The sequence below is a fragment of the Ruegeria sp. YTSC004 genome, assembly GCF_059609805.1.
The window spans coordinates 1-23,135 of sequence record NZ_JBXWMJ010000004.1 but is presented as its reverse complement, the minus strand read 5'-3'; the positions used below and the strand labels follow the sequence as shown (position 1 = coordinate 23,135).

Annotated in this window: 12 protein-coding genes; 2 read left to right on the top strand and 10 right to left on the bottom strand. The window is 57.3% G+C overall.

The window, feature by feature from the left end:
* Positions 1 to 278 precede the first annotated feature (278 nt).
* The 6 genes from AC2FFP_RS08845 to AC2FFP_RS08820 form a co-directional block, all read right to left on the bottom strand.
* Positions 279 to 950, bottom strand: coding sequence for an endonuclease III domain-containing protein (locus AC2FFP_RS08845; protein WP_496880930.1), 672 nt, complete (start codon positions 948 to 950; stop codon positions 279 to 281).
* Positions 934 to 2,127, bottom strand: a complete 1,194-nt coding sequence (locus AC2FFP_RS08840) for an MvaI/BcnI family restriction endonuclease (protein WP_496880929.1) — start codon at positions 2,125 to 2,127, stop codon at positions 934 to 936. The genes AC2FFP_RS08845 and AC2FFP_RS08840 overlap by 17 nt, the downstream gene beginning before the upstream one ends.
* Positions 2,127 to 3,548 (bottom strand): DNA cytosine methyltransferase, encoded by a 1,422-nt coding sequence (locus AC2FFP_RS08835; RefSeq protein ID WP_496880928.1) that lies wholly within the window; start codon positions 3,546 to 3,548, stop codon positions 2,127 to 2,129. The genes AC2FFP_RS08840 and AC2FFP_RS08835 overlap by 1 nt, the downstream gene beginning before the upstream one ends.
* Positions 3,549 to 3,677: 129 nt before the next feature.
* Positions 3,678 to 5,645, bottom strand: a complete 1,968-nt coding sequence (locus tag AC2FFP_RS08830) for a DEAD/DEAH box helicase (RefSeq protein ID WP_496880927.1) — start codon at positions 5,643 to 5,645, stop codon at positions 3,678 to 3,680.
* The gene (locus tag AC2FFP_RS08825) at positions 5,642 to 11,059 is read right to left on the bottom strand and encodes a DEAD/DEAH box helicase (protein WP_496880926.1); all 5,418 of its coding nucleotides are present in this window, start codon (positions 11,057 to 11,059) and stop codon (positions 5,642 to 5,644) included. The genes AC2FFP_RS08830 and AC2FFP_RS08825 overlap by 4 nt, the downstream gene beginning before the upstream one ends.
* The gene (locus AC2FFP_RS08820) at positions 11,052 to 14,024 is read right to left on the bottom strand and encodes a hypothetical protein (protein WP_496880925.1); all 2,973 of its coding nucleotides are present in this window, start codon (positions 14,022 to 14,024) and stop codon (positions 11,052 to 11,054) included. The genes AC2FFP_RS08825 and AC2FFP_RS08820 overlap by 8 nt, the downstream gene beginning before the upstream one ends.
* Before the next feature lie 201 nt (positions 14,025 to 14,225).
* Between AC2FFP_RS08820 and AC2FFP_RS08815 the strand changes: the two genes are divergently transcribed.
* Positions 14,226 to 15,200, top strand: coding sequence for an Ea47 family protein (locus AC2FFP_RS08815; RefSeq protein WP_496880924.1), 975 nt, complete (start codon positions 14,226 to 14,228; stop codon positions 15,198 to 15,200).
* Between the two features lie 330 nt (positions 15,201 to 15,530).
* On the opposite strand, the gene AC2FFP_RS08810 is transcribed toward AC2FFP_RS08815, so the two are convergent.
* The 4 genes from AC2FFP_RS08810 to AC2FFP_RS08795 all read right to left on the bottom strand — a co-directional run bounded on the left by AC2FFP_RS08810 (position 15,531) and on the right by AC2FFP_RS08795 (position 21,114).
* Positions 15,531 to 16,823: a type II toxin-antitoxin system HipA family toxin gene (locus tag AC2FFP_RS08810; RefSeq protein ID WP_496880923.1), complete on the bottom strand. Its 1,293-nt coding sequence runs from the start codon at positions 16,821 to 16,823 to the stop codon at positions 15,531 to 15,533.
* Positions 16,823 to 17,068, bottom strand: a complete 246-nt coding sequence (locus AC2FFP_RS08805; protein ID WP_036560649.1) for a helix-turn-helix domain-containing protein — start codon at positions 17,066 to 17,068, stop codon at positions 16,823 to 16,825. The genes AC2FFP_RS08810 and AC2FFP_RS08805 overlap by 1 nt, the downstream gene beginning before the upstream one ends.
* A 222-nt stretch (positions 17,069 to 17,290) precedes the next feature.
* Entirely contained in the window at positions 17,291 to 19,675 is a 2,385-nt protein-coding gene (locus AC2FFP_RS08800; protein WP_496880922.1) for an ankyrin repeat domain-containing protein, read from the bottom strand.
* A gap of 575 nt (positions 19,676 to 20,250) precedes the next feature.
* On the bottom strand, positions 20,251 to 21,114 hold the full coding sequence (locus AC2FFP_RS08795) for a hypothetical protein (protein ID WP_496880921.1): 864 nt from the start codon (positions 21,112 to 21,114) through the stop codon (positions 20,251 to 20,253).
* 438 nt (positions 21,115 to 21,552) lie between these two features.
* Here AC2FFP_RS08795 and AC2FFP_RS08790 point away from each other — a divergent pair, with 438 nt between their 5' ends.
* Positions 21,553 to 22,857, top strand: a complete 1,305-nt coding sequence (locus AC2FFP_RS08790; RefSeq protein ID WP_496766861.1) for a tyrosine-type recombinase/integrase — start codon at positions 21,553 to 21,555, stop codon at positions 22,855 to 22,857.
* Positions 22,858 to 23,135 lie beyond the last annotated feature (278 nt).

The window sequence follows — 23,135 nt, the reverse complement described above, 5'->3', positions numbered from 1 at the left end:
AAAATGTCTGCGCCAAAATCAGACGCCAATTTGCCCCGCGAGGAATGGCTCGCATGCGAGACAGGGGAAATTGGTGGCTGATTTTGGGGATGGACTAAGGTTGACCGCCACGGTCAGGGATGTTGGGCGGACCAAACCAAGAAGGATGCCTCAATCGCGGTTGAATGCGCCGTTGGCTCGTTCAGCCGCGATTCAACATATCACAAAAAGCACCCGAAACACTAGGAAGCAAACTCAACCGTACATGATGAATGCTTCTGTACTTGACCTAGAAACAGTCAATCGTAAGGGCAACGATGCTTGATGTGACATTCAAGACAATGCGGTCGAGCAGGTGAACAAATTTGCGCGGCATAATCTAAACAGGCCCAATTTGTTTCAACTGCATTTCCCTCCCGTACAAGCCAGTGGGCCGCGGCTTGCAGCCATGGATCATGCCGGATGTCCACTAGCTTGCGCGGGCGAACGTACCGCTCCAGCAGCCGGGCCATGTTGACGTCCAAGAGCGGTTTCCTCTGACCATGCTGGAAGAGAAGTATGGCATTGGCCACATATTGACCAACTGCAGGGATGCTGAAGAGTTCCTCCGTGGCATCAGGAAAAGCCCCGCCCCGATCGGCAGCGTAACTGGCCAGTTGCTTTAAGCTACTTGTGCGCCTGCGCCAAAGCCCAAGTGGCTTCAAAAATTCACCTAGCGCACTTTCGTCAGCTAGGGAGATTTCTTCCCAGTCAGAAAATCGTGCAAAGAATTCATCATAGACGGCGGCTACCGTCTGGGCCCTCGTGCGCTGAAGCAAAACCTCGACGCAAATCCTTTCATAGGTTCCCGTACCTGGCTCACGCCACGGAAATTCCCGAGCGTTGTCCTTGAACCACGCGCGTAAGAAGCGGCCAAGGTTCGTAATCTTCCGCTTTTCACCCCGGGTTGGAATGTCAGGCAACGAGCCCATGGTATTCAGAGGGTGGGAACAACGCATTGAAGTCCTTCGGGTTCACCTTAAACAGGTAACCATGGTCGCCAACCGATCCACCCTTTTCCCTTTGGTATAACGTGTAGTCCAAGGTTATCACGCCAGCCTCCACTAGGGCTTCGAAATTACGCACCCGGGGTGCGCGGGTGTGTTCGACTTGAACGTAGTGAAACTCCTCGCTGGCCCCCTTACCCCTCGTCTCTGCGGAAACCCAGAACGTTTGGCGATGCTTGGATGTCAACCTATCCCTTAGCTTGGCAAGCTCCCAAACCGCCATGCGCGTGATCCTCTCGGCCACCACGTGGTTCTGCCGCAACCAATCCTTTTCGCCGTCGATCGACAACACGAACCCATTTGGGTTCGCCATCTTCCCAGAGATCGTGCAGTATAGTTGCCTGCGGCCATCGACCTCGTAGCCATGGGCGTCAAGCAGGGCCTTGTTCGACCCAAGCGGAGAAAGCTTCCAGTTAGGTACTTGGCTAAACAAGTTCACGCGGTTCTTGCGCTTGCGGCCTGCCCTCTTTGCCTTGATCTCGATTCCTTTAAAATCGGGAAGCTTGCTCGAATTGGCCTCGATCCCCAACAGAGTCTCCAGCGTCATCCCGATACCCGTATCGCCAGGTCGCATGGTCGGAATCCAACCGCGGGCGCCAATTTCTCGTAGCAGGTCGAGCAATTCTCCTGCCTCGGCTGATAGTCCCGGTCGCGCGGCTTGCGCGATTGACCCAAGCGGCGAACCCGGGTCCTTTATCGATCGTAGAATTTCCGGATCGCTGCAATTTACGACGTGCAACAAGCCGTCCCAGCTAAACAGAGCTAGCAAGTTGAAAGGAACCGCGTGCGCCTTGAGGCCGTAAACGCAGATACGTGGGTCGCCCTTCTTAGTGGTGGGCCGGTAAAGGGACACTTTCGTCGGCTTCGATCCCTTGGCGAAAACCATCCTCGCCGGGACAACGACCTTGTGTTCTTGACCTTGGGCTTGGGTCGAAAAGTCGTGGATCTTTGCATCGAGCAGGAAATCCCGAAACGTTGCTGTGGCATCCATGATCGATTTTTTCAAGCCAGTCGGCGTCGGGACAAGCAGGCCCACGTCCAAGCCGGTTTCGTTGAAGAGGGTTAATACTTCTCCAACGCTCGTGTCCGATTTTTCGAGCATTACCCTATAGCTTCGTCCAAGATTCTCTTAAAATGAGACCCCACGCGTTCCGCCAGACCAACCGGCACGGCATTGCCGATCTGGGTGTACTTGGGGACCTCGCGGTCGAATATACCCTCGCGCGGATTGCCCGCACGTCGAATTCCACCGGTGGTCCGCTTACCAGCGAAACGGTACCAATCCGGGAAGAGTTGTAGGCGTGCCCACTCCCTCACGGTCAAGATACGCGGCTGCGAGTAATGAACGTAATCATCGGGTAGAGACGTGGCCGTGATATTTGGCTCCAGGTTTCCCCAGCTCGGTTTCAATAGGCGTTGGGAAAACTTCTTGGTGCGCCACTCTTCGGGAATTTCGCCCGCGTTCCTGATCATGTGGTCAAACTTCTCGACCACGGACGGCTTGTGCTTTGAATACTCCTGCTCGGTCAAGCGAATGCCCCGGCCCTCGTACCAAGAAGGCGCGGTGCGTAGGGACTTCTGGATCGCGGTGCGCGCGGGTCGCGGATAAGCCGTTGTTTCAAAGGTGCCGCGCTCGAAGTTTCGACTGCGCAGAACCTCGGCCACCGTGTCATCTACGAGATCGCCGAGAAGGTCTTTCAGGTCGGGAAACTCGCCCGGGCTTCCCGCCGGCAGGAACCCGCAGGCGACCGCGTCTTCCGGATCGGCTTTGGGATCGAGAAAGTCGCAGGCTTCCAACACGTCGCGACGCACGCCAACAAGCAAGACCCGCGGCCGGTTCTGGGGCACGCCGTAGTCCTTGGCATAGACCAAAGACCAGCGCACTTCGTAGCCAGGAATGGCCCGAAACTCGTCCCGGACATCCGGGAAAATGCGCTCGTCGCCATCCCGAGTCCACTTGGAGGTCAGCAGGCCGCGCACGTTCTCGAAAAGAAAAACACGGGGCCGCATCCGGCGAATTACGCTGGCCATCCGCTGATAAAGCTGGTTCGACGGCAGGTCCTTCTTGTCAACGGAATACGAACGGCGGATGCCAATGCCGGAATAGCCTTGGCAAGGCGGGCCGCCGGTCAAGACATCGAGATTGCTACCGCCCCCGCTCTTCTTTGACGCGGTATCGAAAGCCAATTCAACATCGGGAATCTGGGATAGGTCGCTGACCAACTGTTCCAGCCGCTTTCCCTGCAACTCGTGCGCGTCGTTGCAGTGTAGAGCGTCGTTATCCGAGAATTTCATCCCACCAAGTGAATGGTGGCGGTTCATGAGGTAAGTGGCCTGGGCATCCTCGTTTAGCTCGTTGACGAATACCGGTGTGAACCCCGCGTTTTCGAATCCAAGCGACAGGCCGCCGCAACCGGCGAAGAGATCGATCATGTTGTACTGGCGAAGCGCCGCCTCACCTCGGGGGACTCCCGCCTGGGTAGGGTTTTCGTTTACGTCTCTCGCAAGGGTTTCCTGAAGCATCTATCGTCCGGCCAAGTTTCATGGTTTTCGAAAATAGCTAGCATATCTGGAGTGGGCTGTCCAGGCAGTTACTACATGTTGGGGGCAATTCGGGCGTTTCGTCACCTGCTTTACCGCGCGTAAGCTGGCCTAGTCGCCCAAGATTTCAACGAAATCTGGGAACTTTCTCGCCGCTTCAAGGACTTGGGTGCCGAACCGTCCGCCGGGGTCGTCGAGCTGGATCACTAACGTATCGATGGGACGTGTCAGTGCGATTAATCCCCAACGCCACGCCTCGCCGTGCGCTGCCTTTTCCAGGTCAACGAATCCCTCCTCCTCGGATGCATCGAGACCAGATGAGATCTTGGCTTCAAACATCTCTTCGAGGAATCGATCAAACCCGTCGAGAACAACGGTCCACCCTTCCAAGCCTCGGCAAGAAGCGTATTGAACGATCCTCACTTGGCCTGGGCCGCGAGGAAAATCCGACCTTGCCGTTGGATCAACACCATCCCAGATTTCCTGGCCCCGGGTTTCCATTATGCGACCGACCAGGCTCATCTGTCTAAGGCCTTCATCGATGACACCATCCGGTGGAACGCAGACCAGCATATCGACACAGTCATTGCCGTCGGACCTTAGGTCCTCGACGAGTCTCTCGTGTAACTCGGCTGCCTGCGCGTAGGGCTTGGACAGGATGATAATCCGACCACCACCGGCGGCCGGGTTAGGCTCTGCCTCCCAGGCGCTTCCCGTTTCCCGTGCGATCTCGGATACGAAGAGCGACAAGTTACGCTTGAGGCGCAAGCACTTTCCCAATGGCAAGGTGCTTCTCTTGTCGCGGGGCAGACCCGCACGCCAGTTAGCACGTGCGCCCCTGACAAGCTGGTCCACGCCATCGGCAACGCATAGCCGGGTCGGGTTGTAAAGGGCTTTCAACAAGGCGGTTTCCCCGCTTGGCCAATCTTGCCCCTCGTCAACGAACACCTGATCGAAATCGAAGAAATCGGGATCTTCGTAGATGATTGCCTCGATGTCCTCCCGTGTAACGGCCCCTGCCTTGATGAGATCGAGCGCCTCTGCGCAAAGCCCGGGGTACCGCGAGAAATCCAAGGGTCCATCGCCGAGCAATCCAAGCTTCGAAAACCAGGTGTAGAGGAAAGACATCACGGTACCGACGCGAATGCCACCCGCTTCCACCGATGACGGGATGCTTGCCAGGGACATCAGGCGACGCATGTCCGCGGCCAGAGCGTGGTTGTAGGTCAAGACCAACGTCCGCTTGCCTTCCGCGCGAAAGAGTTTCCATGCCGCCTGGAGAAGCAGAGCCGTCTTCCCGGTTCCCGCGAAGCCACGCAGGAACACCGTACCGTCTCCCAGGGTATCGATGATGCCGTCGATCGCGGGGTTCTTCGCCGCCAAGCGATCCATGCGTTCGCGGTCAAGGCGCGTTGGGATCGCTTTCTTGAATATCGGCGCCGCTAGAGCTTTCTCGATCGTTTCCTTGTCACCTGCCGAAAGAAGCCCCTGTCCTCGGCGTTCCAGGAGCGGTGAGGACGCCGCGATCGCACTCATCAGCTGGTGACCATTGAAAGCACCCGCGACAGCGCTTGGCGCAGATATCGAGCCGAGACTGGGGAAAACCATGCAACGGCGCGCGAAGACATCGACATGCATGTCCGAAAGGTATGTCTTAAGGGCGTGCATTTGCTTAACGTTTTGGTCTGTCGCGCTCTTCCATTGCAATGGACCGCCACGCGAGTACCTAACCTCGACCTGGTCATCCATGATGCGAACACCACGATCGTCATGATCCTTGACCTCGATCGCGACCACGAAGCTTTCGACCATGATCGGGCGCGCGTTTAGCTTGTTCCCCGAGGATCCCCGGATAACGCGCAGGGGCTTAAACATGCGCGGCTTGGATAACCGACCAGCCAAGACAACATCGATGTCTTGTACCTGGTAGCCCGAGAGCTTCGTGCTGACCGCGATCCGGATGTCGTCAACCTCCCTGGGCGTCGTCGTCACGCCCGGCCAAGACGCCTCTAGCGCATTCTTTACCAGGATCGCGGCCTGGTACTCGCTTGACCCCTCAGCGCCGGTGATCGTGATCATTGGGCCTCCAGCATCTTGACGATGTAGGTCTGCGGGTGGTGTGCAAAGTCTCGAATATCCACGAACTCGACCTTGAGGCCCATGCCATGGTTGGCTTCCAGTAAGAGTTTCGCGTTCTTCTGGATATCTTGCGCCAACCCCTCCCGCATGTGCCACAGCGGGTGCGATAGCACGAGCGACAGCTTGTTGCCGCCCGTAACCGCGACGAGACCATCGGCTTGCTCAACTTGCACGCTGCCCTCGTGGTGGTTGCACAAGTCGGCAAACCTTTGACCGATGCCCCGGGCGTCCTCGAGCCAACGCGTCGTGTCCAGGGGCCCGCCCAAGACCAGCTCGGCCACGTCCAACGCTAAACGCCAATCAAGCGAAGCATGAAGAAAGCGGTTATTGTAGTTACGAAGACAATCAGGGCACGAGCGATCACAATCGGCGTGCGAAGGGTCGTGCCAGTTTTTCTTAACATCCTCGTAGTGGGTCGCGATTAACCCGCGAAGCCGGTTTGGATCACAAATGTGCCGGCTGTAACCGGCCCCGTTTTCAAGGGCATCTGCAACGTAGAGCTGCCGCGTGACGCAGCTATCCATGCGCCATTTCTGCGTACCAACCCTAAGCTCTGCAGGGTCCACGTCGAGTTCCCGGGCCGCTGCGACCTTCAGGAATTCACCGAAAGACGTAATGGCCGCGCCGGCCGCTTTTTGGCCCTCGACGTCCAAAACGCCATTGTAGCCCACGCCCGGCAAGTTCTCGAGAAGCATCGTCATGACGTCCGTCTTGAACACGGCGCCAATGGCACCTTCCGCTTCCGGATCACCGTCGAGCTCGGGATAAGGTTGGCGATCGCGGTAGAGGTGCTCGTCGTTCACGATCATCGCGTTGTACTTCCGGCGGAACTTGTAGAATTCTCCACCGTTGTCATTGACCAGTGCGATCGGTTCGTCCGATGCAAGCGCCACGCGGGCCGGGCCAAGGGAGAAACCGTCATCGTACTTCGGCTTGAAGGCAAGTACCGGGGGTGAGAGCGAGGGACCACGTTGGCGCTGGCCATCGTAGTCACGCGGCTGCCCCGGGGTCGTTATGAAACCTTTCGGCTGGTAGAGGTCGAATTTCATCGCGAACTGACCGCAAACCTCGCAGGTCTCCTCGACGCCTTGCATGATGTGGCCGCAATCGGGATCGCTGCACTTCGAAAACTCGAGGCTCGGACCAAGCGGATCGGGGTCGCTTTCCACCCGGCCACGGATTTCCCGAAGCAACTCGAACCCACAGGCCGTGTGGATTTGCTTGTCCTTGGGTATCTCGGAACCGGGTGAGAAGGCCCAAACCGCATGGTCCAGTGCCCGGTCACTCAACACCATGTCGTCAAGACGTGCGTCGCGCTTGTACTTGAAAAGGTTCCGGCTTTGCGTCGGGAACCCAAACATTGGAAGCACCCCAGCCGTCGCGAGGCGCTCGCTAAGTTCAACCTGGATGTAACGGCCGTCGGAAACAACGCTGGAGACGTGATCCGCCAACTCAGCCCGGCAATAGCTCTCTATCTTGGCAGGTTGGTCTTCCGCGAGTGGCGCGAGGTAACAGAGTGCCTCCACCACCTCGTCGACGCCGTGGTCGACCGTAAGCCATGCAGAGATATCCGCCTTGTAGACCGTTTCCCATTCCGCGGCCTTGCCAAAGGCGCCATGCGTGCTGGCCGAGCCAACGGGCGGTTCATCCAGTGACGAGAACGCGCGTCGAAGACACTCTGCTGCCGCGACGCGCTTCACGATCTCCGGCCTCGAAAGGTCAAGGTAAGGCTGCGGCGGGGTATCGCCCGTGATCCGTTCCGGGTTGCCGTAGTAGAAGTCGTCGTGCGAGCCACCACGACAAATGGTGAGCGCGTAGGAAAAACTCTGTCCCATGCGCCCGGCCCGACCAACCCTTTGCTGGTAATTAAACCTCTGCGGCGGCATGTTGGCCATCATCACCAGCTCCAAGGAACCGATGTCGACGCCGACCTCCATCGTCGTCGTGACGCTCAAGGTGTCGATCCCGTGCACGGGTTCAATCTCGTCTTCAAGGAAGGCCTTCTTGAAAAGGCGTTGGCGTCGTCGCTGCACGGAAAGCGGTTTCGTCTGGCCCGTCAACTCCTCGACGTTGAGCCGGTGCGCTGGTTCTTCCGACAGCCAACGGTAGTAGTCGTCTTCGGGCCCCGAGATTGGCTCGAACCCCGTGGTCGTGCAGTTCACCGAGGTACACGCCTTGAGCGCGACGTTGGCCGAAACCCGTGAGCACCTGTTGCACCGGTGCAAGCCGTCGAGAATGGGCACAAGCTCCAGTTTCAGGCTCGAGTAGCGACCGACCTGGATGACCCAGTTCTCGTTCACGATACCCTCGTCGCGCAACAACGCTCCGATGATCTCGCCAAGATCGGACGCGTCACGGTTAAGGGAGGGGGCAACCTTTTCGACGTAACGCCGAACCCCTGTTGGGATGTTGGTCGAAGATTGGCTGCTGCCACCACCCTGGTAGAGCCTCGCTTGGCCTAGCAAGCGGATCACGTTTGCCAGCAAGTCCCTGGCATCGTTGGCCGCCATTCCCAGCCTCGTCGAGTGGTCTCCTACCGGGCAGGCAAAGGCGAGTCCAAGGGATTCCAGGTCGCGTCCACCGGCATCGAAAAGGGCCGCGGCAATGAGCGAGGACAAGGTTTCCCTGATTTGCTGCCTGCCCTCGTTTTCCACAGAAGGGTCAAGCCGGGTCACGGGAGCCGGTCGGGTTTGATCAAAGTAACGCCACCATGGCTCGTTACCGATCTCTTGCTTGGAGGCGTCGGTGCCCGCGGGGTTCTCGCCAAGTGCCAGGAGATCGTTCATGACCCCGGAAACAAGAGCACTCCAAGATATACCCCGGGCATTGACGACGTTTTCCTCGAAGGTTCTGACGAGCGCGTCCTGGTCCGCGTTCGACATGGACATCGATTGCATGAGCAAAGCGGTCTGAAGCTCAGGCCCCTGCGCCTTGATTGCCGTTGCTATTTCCCCCCCCCGCTTGTCGAGGACTTCACCTTTTTGGATCTTCGCGGCTGTTGATCTCGCGTCGTCGACGGTGAAGTTGGCACCCGGTTTCAGGGCCCGGAAGACAAGTTGCCTTAAGAGTGACCGGAAGTGGTTGAGTTCGAGCCCCGCGGCAACATCCGCGGCATCGTCTCGGCTGTCCGTGAACGCGATCATCTGTGCGGTACGTTCGGGCGTGCCAAGCTTGGTTGACGCACGGTCGGCAATTACCTGGGTCGTGACGTTCAAACCCGTTCGAAGGCCTCTTATAGGGCTGTTCACACGGCTCCCTGAGAAAAAGGCCTTGAGGATCCTTTGCTGACTTTTCTTGGACTCGCAGGCCGGGCACTTCTCCGGAAGGGCGGGCGCGTTCACGTCCCCCGGGCAGGTAAACAAGGTACCTGTCGGCGTGTCTCCGCGCTGGGCTTTCTCCAGGAGCCCGTAGAGCGGATCGTAATTGGCGGCGGCGTATCCAAAAGTTTTTTGTTTCTTCGTGCTAGGCTCCGAGTGCTGCCAGGTTGGGGTGACCCCGGCATCCACCTGTTTGCCCGGCCAGTACCATCGGAACTTGAAATGCGGCCGCTCGTTGACCAACCCGGGTACGGTGCTCGAAAGATCCGTCGGACCGGATTCCAAGAAGACTTGCCCGTCCTCGGCTCCCTCCGCCCGAGGCGTCACGTAGCCACCGAGATATGCTTCACCGCAGTCGTAGCAATACAGCAGTTCAAGGACTTGCCCGCCGCAGCCGCACTTGATGGCCGGGTGCTTGAACAGTTTGCCAATCTTGCGCTCCGGGTCACGGAAAGCGTCTTCGACCTGGTCGCAGTCGGGGTTCGAACAAGCCCACATTCCCTGAATTTGACGCAAGAACATGTGGGAACGAAACGAGGGATGTGGCTCCTTGAACGACGGGGAGTCTTCTCGCGCGGCCGCGTGAAGGACGGCCTGGAAGACGGTATCGTTTCCATGTTCACCGAGCAGGCTTTGCTTAATCGCGCCAAGCCTCGCCGGCACGATCGCGTCGTCTTCTTCCCGTCTGCCGGCTGCGCGACACGCGGCCCCGAGCGCCTGCCGGGGCGAGGCAATGCCGATGATCTCGTCGAGCGCGTCCTCGTCTCCCGCGATCGCCTCATCGGCCAGGGGAGCAATTTTACTCGAGTCGATCGGCAATGTCGCTTCCGGAATGCGCGGCTCGCCGGGAAAAACCTCGAACGTATTTCGGTCCACGCCGAAGAATTGCTCGAGGTATTCCTTGCCCTCCTCGCCATCAAGCGACGCGCTCGTACCAAGGCAGCGCAACTGTGGCGATCCCGGTTCCAGCCCAAGTCGCATCAACAAGTTGCGGATGACGAGTGCAACTTCCGTTCCCGCGGTGCCCCGGTAACCGTGCAACTCGTCGACCACCAGGGAGAAATGGTTGTCCGCCGACGCCGCGAGCCAGTCACGGGTCTGTTGGAACAAGCGTGCCTCGTGCTCGCGCATCAGCATCACGTTCAACATCGAGACGTTGGTGATCATGATGTCGGGCGGCGCATCGATCATGTCCCACCGGGTCAGCATCTCCCCGCAGGAAGGGTCTTGAAACTGGCCGCGAATCTCCTCGTCTCGATCTGCAAGCCGTGCTGCCTCGGTCTCGATTTGCTTGATGTCGCGGGCAACTTCCTTGACGATGCGGCGACCTTTGGCGTCCAGGTGTCCACCCGGGTCAAACGTACCGCCCGGCGTCGCGCCCGTGTATCGCCCAAAGAAGAACATGGGCGCCCCGTGAATGTCCCGCGCACGCGTCGCCGCCCGTCGCAAGCGGGAGACCTGGTCTTCCACGAGGGCATTCGTTGGGTAAAGTAACAGCGCGCGAAGTGCCGGTTGGGGACCGTTCTTGATCCTCGATCGACTTCCCCGCCACGTGCTCGTGCTGCCCCAGTTCTCGTTCCACCATTCGTGCAACCCGCCCTGGCCAACGCCACTCAACCGTTCCCTGAGAAGCCGCGCGATCACGGGAACCAGGAAGCTCTCGGTCTTGCCCGAACCCGTGCCCGAGGTCACGACAACGTTCCGCTTGGTGGCCGAGTTCGAGGCCAGCGATGTTTCGAGTGACTGCGCCTGGTGCTTGCGCAAATCGTAGTTGGCGCCAAAGACGATCTTGCCTAGGTGCTCCGCGACCGCCGGCGACAGGCCCGCTGCAGCGCAGGCCTCGGCAACCGGCACCTCGGACGGGTAGGCCAACACCGCTTCCAGCAGGATCTCCTGCGCGGTCAAACCGGGTTCGTCGAGCAAGTCGCGCCGTTCACGCATGAGGTACTCGTCACGCAGCCAGAACGCGCTGTCGTAATACTTGTGGTAGGCTTCCTGGATGTAGTCGAGAACCTCTCCCGGCGTTGCTTTACCCAATGCTATCGTCCTTTCCATACATCTTGTCCAAGATGGCTGCGCCAACCCGCGGGTCGACGCGCTCGTAGACAACCCGCCCACCGTCCCTTCTCGGCAGGGACCCGCCCGAAACGACGAGCGCCCGCGCGAATAGCCATGGGGGTTCAACTCCGAGGGCCGCTGTGAACCTGCCCGTGGACATGTCGTACCCGTGCAACCAGCGCCCCTCTTCTCGCGCCGCGAATGTCTTGGCGACCTGATGGCCAACTTGCCTTGTCATTCCATCCCGGTCCCGGAAAACGTAACGCGTTCCGTGCAGCCCAATCCTGTAGGCCCCCTGCCCGTCCAGTTGTTCGACCCTGCGCCAGCGAGCCTTCACCGTGTCGTACTTGGCAAGCCCATCGGCTTGCTCAACGTGGACCGGGGTTGCTTGTTCGAACACGTCCATGAACGACGGTAGTCCTCGGGCGATCGACGCGGCAAGGTTGCGTGCGACTCCGACCTTGCGCCCGTGGGCGTCTTCCACGGTCTCCAGCAAGGCCTCAAGGTCCATCCCTCCAAGGCCCGTCCAACGGTGCACCGTCACCTGGTTTGGGTCCTTACAAGGTGCATGAACCGCCCCCCCGGACGACAATGCAGAACTCATCGCTTCAACGAGATTGCCCGACTGGAACCCGGCAAGGTAACCATTGCCATCCATGCCTATGACCAGGGCGGGTGGCGCCACTGACCAATCGCCACCTGTCGCGTTTAGGCGTCCTCGCATCTCGACATGCCCAAGGGAAAAAAGATCGCTTGCAAGGGAATGGGCAAACCACGGTTCCGGCGATATCGCCGTCGCGAGTCGTTGGAACGCAGGCCAAGAGCCGTGACCCAGGTAGCAAAGCCCATCGAGTACCGCGTCCGCCGAAACTCCCTCGTGACCCGTTTCGGAGACTTGCGCGGTGTCTTCCCCGCGTTTCGCCGAGCGACGCGCCGGGGCGAAAACCTGGTGCTGCGCCATTTTCTTGGCATTGCCCTTCGCAACTTCCCGGGTACGCGAAAGCGCCTTAACCTGGCAATCCTTGCACTCTGCCATCTTGGCGTCGTAGCGGTCGTCCCCTTTCTCAAAAGCCTCGTAGACCCAGTAATGGTATCCCCGGATGACGCAGCTTTCGCTTGCCACCACGGCCGCATCGCTCGAGTGGCACCATTCCAGGTCGCTTGCCTCTTCCAATGTTCCCTCGGGAACTTCACCAGCGGTCCCTACCCCGTGATGGATGACCCCAACGGGAACATCATCCAGCGCGCCGTTCAGAACACAGCCCTCGAGGTTTTCCGGCGCCCTTTCGAATTCGATCGCGGGATCCAATGCAAACCCGTTGCCAAGATGCGCGTGGTAAAGCCGCTTGCTCCCAAGCGGTCGTGGAATATCGGCGGACCGAAGGGAAAAGGACGTCTCCGCAAGTTCCGTCGACTTGTGTTTGACGACCGCCCGAAGGTTCGTTCCAGCTTCAACGCAAGAAGCGTCAAGGCTTGCTTCCATGAAGTCACCAACGGCGCCTTCCTTCGCTATCACCTCGTCTTTCTTACCGAATTGTTCGCGAATGACCTCGATCGTCGATCCTAGTTTTTCCGATGTTGCCTCCACGTGGGGTGGGGCGGCAACGTGCCAGGTCCCATGCCCAAGCTTCAAGCCATCCACGCAGGCAATTGCCGCGGCGCTGGCAATGGGACTCAATGCGTGGAAATTGTCATGGGCATTGTCGACCGCCCGGACGACCTCGACACCGCGCAGGATGCACCAACCCTCCGGAATGCCGGCCATGTCATTTGTTCGAAGAACTGAATGCCCCGGTCTTGCGCACTTGGATAGGTGTCCTTCTACCTTGTCCAGCCAGGCCTCGTGGCACAGGATCGCGTGTTCCTCGAAAAGGCTGACCCGGGATACCTCCCGGTATACGGGACCGTCCGGGGCCCGGGCAAGGGCCACGATGGGCTTGGCGATGTAGCCGTAGTTGACGCCGCTAGTAACACCCGTGAACGACCGGGATTTCAACAAGAGCATGTCGAGGTTGATAGACCCAACCGGCCCTAAGAACCGTGTTCCCTGCTCCAATCCATCCTCAAGGAAGAGTTGATCCCCTGTCTCCGTGCCAGCGCCGGTTTCTTCCAGAGCCTCGGCCTCACCACCCCTGAACACGGCCAAGGACAGTCTTGCACGTTTCTTGGGGAACCCGGTGAAACCAACCTGCCACTGCAGGCGCGCCTTGCGGGGACCGGCTCCAGTTACGCCCGCCGTCCTTTCCCAGGTCTCGAAGGCATCTAGTGCGGCGGAAACAACCCGTGGCCTCAGGTCGCTGGATTGCCAAAGCTTGCGAAGCCAAGGAGTTGGGCCGGTGGCCCCGTGCGAAGACATCCAATCGTGCACGAGCAACGCCATTTCTGCATCCGGCACCGGTTCGCCCGGCTCGAGGTCGTATTTCTCGAACAGCCCTGAGAGGCGTTTCCTGTCCGCGTCCCGAACGAGCGCTTGCGACAGGCCGAAACTCGCGTATTTCCAATGGCCGATGACCGCGCGCGCGGTCGGCCTGCCGAGCTGGAAGTCGTTCTCCGCAAGCCACATGTTCAAGGCACGCCAAAACTGGCGCGTGGACTTGGCATATTGCCGAAGCTTTTGCTGGAATGTCGCGTCCTTGACCCCGAGAAGTTCGAACAATCGTTCCGAGTAGTTGTTCGGTGAAAAATTCTCGTCGGTTCCCATTCTCTCCGCCGCGATCGAAAGCGCGCAGAGCAGCGCCGTGAACGGTGGTGGGTCTCGACGGCCTTCAAGGCTCCATTCCAACAACCACCTCGCCTGGTCGACGTAAGGGTCGCGCTTGTCAAACCTCAGGGATCGTGCGGCGGTCAGGCCAATGAAATCGCAAAGCTCGTCCGCATCAACGCCCAAGGCCTCGGCGACCAGCTCCTCGGCATCGCCCTCGAGATCGAGGTAGACCGGGAGCATTTCGAAACGCCCCTGGAGGAAAAAGTCATTTAAAGCACTATTTACGGAATTGTATTCTTGGTCTTCCATTCGTGATCTTTGCGAAAAGCGCGCCTCGTTTCTTGGTCGGCGTCGCGAGAGATGAAAATTCTTTCTTGCAACCCTAGGGTTTAGAGGTTCGAATTGTAAACCACTTACATGGATTGTGTCGGAGCGTAATTGGTGGTCGCGGCCATCGATATGATATCGATCAATTTCCGCTGGTTGCCGGTAATCCAATCACAACACGATGGCCGTCCAGTAATTGTGAAAGGCGCGCTAGGTATGCCCCATGAATTCACTTCCCTTAGGTACCCGCTCCTAAGGCTCCAGGAGGCCGAGTATTTCCTCGCACAGCTTTCGACCAAGGACGGTTCGGAGTTTCAATTCCATCTCAACGCATTCTTGAGCGCAGGTCGTAGCGTCACCTTCGTGCTGCAGAAGAGCATGAAGCGCGTTCGGGGTTTCCCCGAGTGGTACGAAGGACAACAGTCGACGATGAGGTCGGATGCGGCGATGGGATTTTTTCTCGAACTCAGGAACATCTCGCAAAAGGAGGGTCCCGTTTCGGTTGTTGGTGGTTCTGCCTTGCACGGGTGGACCCACCGTTTCGCCGGGAACTCGGTATCAGTACCCCGCGAACTCGTCGGAAAAGACGTGGTGTCTGCCTGCGCAGAACATCTCGCAAAGCTCGGAACGTTGCTTCTGGAATGCCATGCGCGGTTCCCTTACGACTGTTGTCCGGCGACGGCCCTTAGCATCGAGGGGATGCAGGTCTTGGGCTATGACTTGGATGACATTGCCCATAGCCTTGGTTTGCCAAGCGGCTATCTGGATGTTGCCGCCGACACACCGATGGCCGAAAAGCTGGCTTACTTGGCCAAGGAATTCGAGCCCTTGGAAATCGATGATCTAAAGCGTCTCGCATCAGGGCAGTTCTTGCGGGGGGACCAACCCTTGGTCTTGCCACCTTCCGATGAGTGGGATCTTGTTGATGACATCGCGGAAATGCTTGAAGGCAAGGGAAACATGCTGTGTTTGACGTTGATCGACGTGATGTTGCCGCTGTCGTCCGTGTTGACGAAGAGCGCGCCGCAGCGGTCCCAGAAGTTCTTGCCGTCTTTTTCGCCGGATTTGACGTTCAGTTTCAGAGTTTGAGTAGCCATTTTTTGATCCTCACTTTGAGTGTTTCGATGAACATGACCAAAGCTGGCACCAAGGGGCTGTCAGCGAGAAACTTGCCTCGCGAGGAATGCGCGGGCGCAGGGGAATTTTCTTGTTGAAGCGGGGCTTGAACCGCGTCCAGCACGGCTGCCCGCTTATGTTCAGCAGTCGGAAACACGGCACTGAGGAATTGAGTTTGGTCATCAATCTCTGGGCTGGCCCGTCAAAGCTGGCCTGGAACGCTGCAACTACTGTACTGGGCTTGCAGATTGCTCTGCATTCAATATGACCCACAGATCATAAAGCGGAAATATGATCTGCGGATCATACGGCATCGAAGGCAGCCGCCCGACGCCGTACTCCAGCAACAATGGCTTCCGCCAATGGCAGTGGAAACCCATCCGGCAGGTCGGCTAGTGTTTTGTCCAAGACGGATTCAAGCCCTATCGCGACGTCCGACAAGACCTCTTCCGCCAGCGCCACACCAAAGCCTGCCGCCTTCGCAGCCTGTAGGAAATGGCGAGGCACCACCTCATTGATCCGATAGTGCCCGTCGACCGCCATCGCGAGGCGCATCCGGTTCTGGCGGGTTTGACCGTCATCCACGGCTTTTTGCGCGCTCAGCACGTCATAAAGCGGGGTCATAAGGAAACCACCAGGGAGCAATGCGATGCTGAAATTCTTCGCATGCCCGTCCGTCGCGCCCAAGAGCCAGAACAGCACCTGCGCGCGAAAGAACGCGCGTTGATCTGCCTCGGGGGCATCACTTCCAGTCAGTAATCCGATCCCTTCGGTGATCCCTGGCCCGCCGTCCATTTGATACTTCTGGCTGGGTGGGACAGTCAGCGCTTGGCAAAAATCTTCCTGCGGCAGGCGGATCAATCGGCCATCCTTAGTCCAGCGCCGATCGAACCGCGTCACGACAAGGCTTCGCACGTCTTCGAAGTCGGCAATCTCGACCTCCGCCACATCCATGCCCATGGCGCGGCAAAAGTTCATGCAGAAATACTCGTTTTCGACGCTGTCGGATAGATCAATCCCTGCGGGCAGAACGCCAAGCTGCGTCTTGAGGATATGTGTCGTTGGGGTGAGCCCCGATGGACGGATCCACGCGCCTTCGTGGCGCAGCAGCGCCGTTTTCTCCTGCGCCCCTGCGATAGAAATGCGGAAGTCGTCTTCCTCGTCCAAGCCGAGCGGAGCGCTCGCGAGATTGCGCAGCATATCGGCAATCTGCGCCTCAGACACGGGCTCCCCCTCGAGTGTGCCGTCCTCTGGGACCTCACCAGAGACGAACTGCAAGGCCCCTACGCAATCGCGCCCGATTTTCTCCAGCATGTGCCAGGCGTCCGTACCGCCTGCACGCACCCGAGCGGCTACGCGCTCTCGTATCGCCTGATTGTCGGGCAACAGGTTTTCCAAGTAGGCGATAACAGGGCCACCTTGGTGCGCCTCTTCACGCAAAGGCAGCGAAAGCGAAATGGGCATGGCGTGTTCCCACGACAGCCAGTCCGGATCATAGGTGAAGTTAATTGCGCCCGAGCCTGCGAGACGCAAAGCCCCCACCAGCCTTCCATTCAGAAGCACCTGCATCGTGCCGCTACGCCCGCGTTTGGCCATCAGAAGATATCCTCAATCTCAAGCGAGCCACCGCGCTCCACCAATCGGAACTCAAGCCCAAGAGCCGCCATGACAGCGAGCACCGTGGCGAGCTTGGTTCCCGCGTCGCCATTCTCGAGCGACGAAATCGTCGCGACGCGCAAATTCGTGCGCGCGCTGATATCGCTTTGGGTCCAGCCGCGCGCTTTGCGCGTCCGGCGGAGTGCCTCGCCGATCTGCTCGGCCGTTCGTGCTGTGAGGTCCATGATGCGGCTCCTTTTACGGCGTAGCGTAAATCAAAAATAATTACGCTACAACGTAAATATGCTCAATTTACGCCGTAGCGTAATACTTGAGCAACACTCACGTATGCCGCCCCGCAACGGGCACTTGCTCCGGCGTCACCAGCTTTGATGTGACCAAACCCTAAATCTGCCAATGGATGACTTGGAAAAAATCCCCATACCCCAAACAAACACAGGCGGAGCTCACTCATCCAGCATCTCAAATGCCAAAGCAGCAATTCTCTGAAAGCCCTTCCGTCCAGCGATCTCGTATCCCTGAATGGCATATGCCTTGCGCTTTGCCTTGAAATCCTCCGCAGATTCCTGCGCCAGCTTGTGCGCTTCCTCAAGCTCGCTACTGCCCATTTGATATCCCGTACATGCCAATCTCATCTCAAAGATCGTAGCCCGCCCAAATTCTGCGGCAAAAATGGCCGGTGTCTTTCCAGAGAAAGTCTGGAGCGTCGGGTTCGCGCCCGCAGCAAGGAGAATTTCAAAACATCGATCAGCTCCAACCTTGGCTGCTGAATGCAATGCCGTCCGACCAAGCGCGTCTTGCGCATCGATGTCTACATGACGGTCAACGAGTGCTTTGATCATCTCCACATCTTTTCGCTCGGCCGCCAGCATCAGCGCAGTCTGTTTCAAATAGTCTCGCGCATCCAAAACGTCTGTGGGTAGCAATCTGACCAGCTTCAAATGCGTTGCGGCCATCGAGTTGGCCAGTTCAGAGGGTTCTTTGGGGATCCCGGAATAGGTCGGCATTTGCCGCATCCTCCGCACAAGATCCGGCACCATCTTTGATGTCACAGTGAAGAACGTGTCGCCGCGCACATCTCGCAACTTGCGCTTGAGCTCGCCGCGAAACTGCTTGATGAACCCGCGCACCTCATCCTCTGAAGCGCCCGACCAAAGCAACTCTGAGTATGCGCGAATGATCTCGGATTCTTGTTGAAGCGGCGCTTCGACTTCCACCCCTTCATATGGGCGAACAATGTAGCCCCAGAACCAGGCGGCATGATCGGCGGCAGCCAACCGCATTGAATAATCGATCGGGCCTTCACCAAGTTTCCAGCGAGCAACTACTTCAGGCTCGACTGACTTGCAAAGAAGTCGGAAACTGCGCTCTGCGCTTTTTCTGTTGAAAGAATCCTGAGCAACAGAGAGTGAGAAGTTGAGCTTTGCAATTTCCAGCTTTAGCGGTCCGATAGATCGCGTCATGCACAGGTCCAGGGCCGCTTTTGCATGTTCGCGCGCTTCGTCGAAATTGCCAGACGAGATTGCGTTAAGGGCACATAGATAGAGGAGGTCCGATTCAAATTCGGCAATACGCGATTGGTTTCGTAAATTTGCAATTCCTCGTGCCACAAGGAACTGTCGATCCGAGCAGTCGGAGTCCCAGTCTTCCATAACCTCATCGATTATGTCTTGAATGATCTTTCGCTCTTGCATCCCCTCTGTGTCGGGCTGCCACATTTTGTGTGTTCTGGCATTCAAGTCGTCAAAAATGTCGGGCGACAAATTGCCATCCGGTAGACTGTTGAAAAGCAGGGATAAAAATTTCGCCACAGTTTCTGGCGCGGGCAAATTTCCTTTGTTGTCATTTGTGATAGCGGAGAACACACTATTCTTTGCCCATTTTGGGAAAGATTCAGAGAAACTCCTTCTCTCTCGCTCTACCGAAGGGTCGTGGCTTTCCAAAGTGGCCTCGTGGCTCCACCTGAAGAGCTCGATCAATTGCAACGCCTTGTTGCGCATAGGATCCGCGTCATTCGGCTCAACACCAGGCGTCAAAAAACCAACAAGATCTTTGTAGCTTTGCTCGATCGCACGCGCCCAAAGCAACAATGAGCGAAGCTGCGATGTCGACAAATGAACTTCGTCAGAGTTCTTGTATGAAAATTGATAATCGTCACCGAACCATTCCATGATCTTAGAAATAGCTGGTGTCGTCCGGCCTGACTTCCAGTTCCTCACATTGCGTATCCATCTGTCAGGTTTTGCACTCGCTTCATCACCTGCAGCATTGTCGCTGTTTTCGCTTCCAGCTTCATCAACCTCCTTGGAAAAAACCTTAACCAAAGGGCCTTCAATTTTATCTAACCACCACGACAGCGTTGCCTCGACCGGCAAAATTAAACGATTTGGGTTTGCAGGATCTTGATGCGGCAAAAACCAAAGGTCGTCTTCGGGCATCTGAGGCAAGAGCGGCTCATCCTGACACCAAAAACCCCACGTTCTTCCAAGGGCGGGCATAAGGTCAAACGCAAGAAGCACCCAAAGCGCCTGCTGCGGAGTTGCCGAATATGTCCGCGTGTGAAGTTCGAGCGCATCCAGACACTCCATCTGCTTGTAGACCTGTTCAAATGCATCGCCCCAAAGGCGTGATGAAGCTTCGAGCCCCCAAGACTGACGAAGCAGGTCAAATAACTCAAGCGTTCGGTCCGTCCCTCCCTCCAAACGCATCTCCGAGCGTGCGTAGCGGCGGCGTTCTGAGTGCTGCCAATCGGGCGCGCAAAACAATGACACAGCGTAGAGGAGTGCGGAGTGTGACGTCGGGAGTTGAGCTATCGGCTGAGTGTCGGACACGGTCACACCTCGGCTCGTTGGCGATGTAGCCTGGATAGTTCAGCCTTCACGTTCCGAAACGCCCGTCGATCACTCGGCGTTCGGGAGAATACCAGCAACCCACCACCGGCCAAGAAAAGCTTAGCATGCTTCTTTCCGGCGACATATCGCGCCCCGGACTTCACTTCCTCTGCAATCACTTTGTTCAACTCTTTGTCTTTTGAATAATACACTTTGCACCTCGATAACGGGATGGCAGTACAACCACCATCCCAATCAGTTATTCACTAGCTGTCGTGGCTATGCCTTTTGCTGCAGCCTTTCGGCATGCTGCGCACAGCTGACTACAGGTTCCTTACTTTCCCTTAGGAGGATTGTTTCCGCGGCCAGAACCAGATTTGTTTCCGGTGGTAGACGGGCCATTCGTAGGGCGTGGGTTTGCCATATCTTTTTCCTTTTCGTTGATCGATTTTCCACCTCGCAACTGAATGTCGCCAGGCATAAGAAAGAGATAATTGAAGCCGCCCCCATCCGTGAGGAAATCGGAGATACAGTCGCAAAACTGATTTTATGGGCGGCGAGAAATGGTCGTAGGATCATGCCTGCAGCCCCGCAGCGCGGACCTGTTCGGGCGTCACCAGTTTTGACACGATCAAATCCTCGATCTGCCGGTTGGTGATGTGGCGGCACAGAGGATGACGCTCGTGAATCCACTCGGCAAGGCTCGCACGGACTTTGGCTTCGGCCTCTCGAGCCTTCTCGCGGTCGGCCTGGATCTGGGCCAGTCCCTTCTCCCACCGGCGCATCTTGAACCAGTTGTCTGAGAAACAGACCTTGCTGCGCGTGTAGCCCTCGCTTTCCTTGGCATAGGCTTTGACCGCCTGCTTCAGATCCTCGGGCTTCACCCCGGCCTTCACGGCTGCTGCGATCAAACGCAGACTGGTCCGCCGGTCTCGGATCCTGTCTTCGGGATAGGCCGCCAAGATCTTCTCAGATTCAAGATCTTCAACCTCCACCGCCGCCTCGCGCCTGCGCGTAGGTGGTTTATGGATGGTTTTAGGATGGTTTGGGGTCCACCGTGAACCCCGTACCCCGTTCACCGTGGACCCCGTACCGGGTTCAGGCTGGACGGGGTTCACAGTGACCCCCGTCTCAATATCGGGCTCAGCCGTGGGTTCGAGCGCGGCCACGCGCTCCAGAACAATGCGGTAAATGACGGTGTAGCCGTTCTTGCAGTGCCGCCGCCCCGTCTCGATCAGAATGCCTTCGCGCAGGAAGTCGATGATGGTGCGCTTCACCGTGCTTTCGCTAAGCTCTGTGTGGCGCTGGATCGTCCCCTTGGAACACCAGATGCCCGAGCCATCATCGCTCGCCTTGTCGGCCAGGAACATGATGATCTGCTTGCGCGCGGCGCTGCCAAAGCGGCGCTCGGCGCATTCATTTGCGATGCGCCAGCTCATTGAACCACCTCGCCAGTTAGAGGCCATGAAATAGCGGACTGAGCGTTTGCGGTGCAGCACTGGCTCATGCTAATATGCTTTGAAAGCTGACAGGCTTTTTCTATTTGGCCCCGGTTCACAGTTGCCGCTGTGACGGGGCCTTTTTCGTTTTGAACCGGCGAAATTGGCTTTGAAACTTTCGCTTTTTGTTCACTTTTTGTCAGGGGGTGTTTTGCACCCTTAACCTGTTGTTTTCGCTGTCTCTTTTTCTGGATTGCAAATCCGTGTACACCGGTTCGATTCCGGTACTCGCCTCCAAAATCGGACCGAAACAAAGCTCGCTCGAAAAATTTACTTATTTTTTCCAGTTAGTTACTCAAAAATTCAATTGACTGTCGTCAGAAATCCCGCAACAGAGACTAAATCGAACCGTTTAACGGAGCGCGCGAGAGGATTGCAATGGGGATCGTCAATGCCCGAGGGCGTTACTATTGGGTGAAGCGCGTTCCCAAGCGTTTCAAAGGACTTGTTCGCGGCCAAGATGGACAACCGATCACCCAGGTGCGACAAGCCCTTCATACAGACAGCAAAGCTGAGGCATTGGCTAAAGCTGCCCAAATTGAGGTCGCACGAATGGCGGAATGGGAAGCTCTGGCCGCTGGTGATAGCGGCACGGCCCGCGCGCACTACGAGTCGGCAAAGAAACTTGCTGGAGTGCGAGGTTTTCAATATCGCGCACTGAACACCCTACTTAGTTCGCCAATTGAAGAAATCGTTGGTCGACTAAATTCCCTTGGCACACCTAAAAAGCTTGAAACACCCGAAGTAGTCCGAGCCGTTCTTGGGACTGTGCCGGTCACTCGCCCTGATCTCGAGAGTGTCCTCAATGAGTACATCGACCTAACTAAAACCCGTCACTTGAGTAAATCAGACGCGCAAAAGCGCCGTTGGAAATTGTCCAAAGAGCGGGCAGTCAGGAACTTCGTCTCGGTCGTGTTCCCATCCCATTCACCGCCGATTGATCAAATCACACGCTCAGATGCGTTGAAGTTTCGGAATTGGTGGTCGAAACGCATCGAGACTGATGGCCTGGCAGCACAAACTGCTAACAAGGACTTTGGGCACTTGGCAGAGATTTGGGGAACCTGGTGTGAGCTAACCGCGACCCATCTTGAAAACCCGTTTTCCAAGTTGGCTCTGGACGGCGCAAAGGAGATACAACGCCCATCTTTCAGCCGAGAATGGCTTCAGGACCGACTATTGGCGAAAGGAGCGTTTGACGGTTTAAATTCAGAGGCAGCCGATATCCTGCTGGTCATGATCAACACTGGCCTAAGGCCCTCCGAGGTCACGGACGCACCCCTTGAGGACTTCTGTATTCAAGAAAACATACCTTTTATCAGAATTGCCCCCAATGGGCGCGAGTTGAAAGTTGCACATACACGGCGCGAAATTCCGCTACTGGGCGCGTCCCTAGAGGCCGCGCGACGATTAGTAGCGCGTGGCGGCATCCAGAAATACGTCCGCAAAGCTTCGGGTTGGTCAGCGTTAGTCAACAAATACATGGGGAACAATGGCTTGAAGGAAACGCCGCGCCACACTGCTTATAGTTTAAGACACTACGTTGAAGATGCGCTTTTACACGCAGGCGTAGACGACCGGATACGCGCCGACATCCTTGGACACAAGTATCATCGTCCTGTTTATGGAGATGGCGGCGGCCTCGTAGGTCGTCGCGATGCTTTAGACAAAATCGCTCTTTAGGCGGCCATTCAAATCCAAGGGTTGCCCAATCTCCGTCAGTTGCTGGCATTCCCAATGCGCCGCCTTCCCCGTTGGAAAGAAAATCGGAAACAACTCACGGTCGACCGGGGAGTTTCCAACACTATGGGCCAGCTTCCCGAACCGCGATGCAAACATGTGCCGAATGAGCAAGCTGCTTAATGCCTTGGGCATAACACTCATGCGCGGCAAAGCAGTCTTTGGTTCAGCGCTATTGGTCTATTTGGTCAGTGCCCAGCTTGGTTTGCCCGGACGAGACA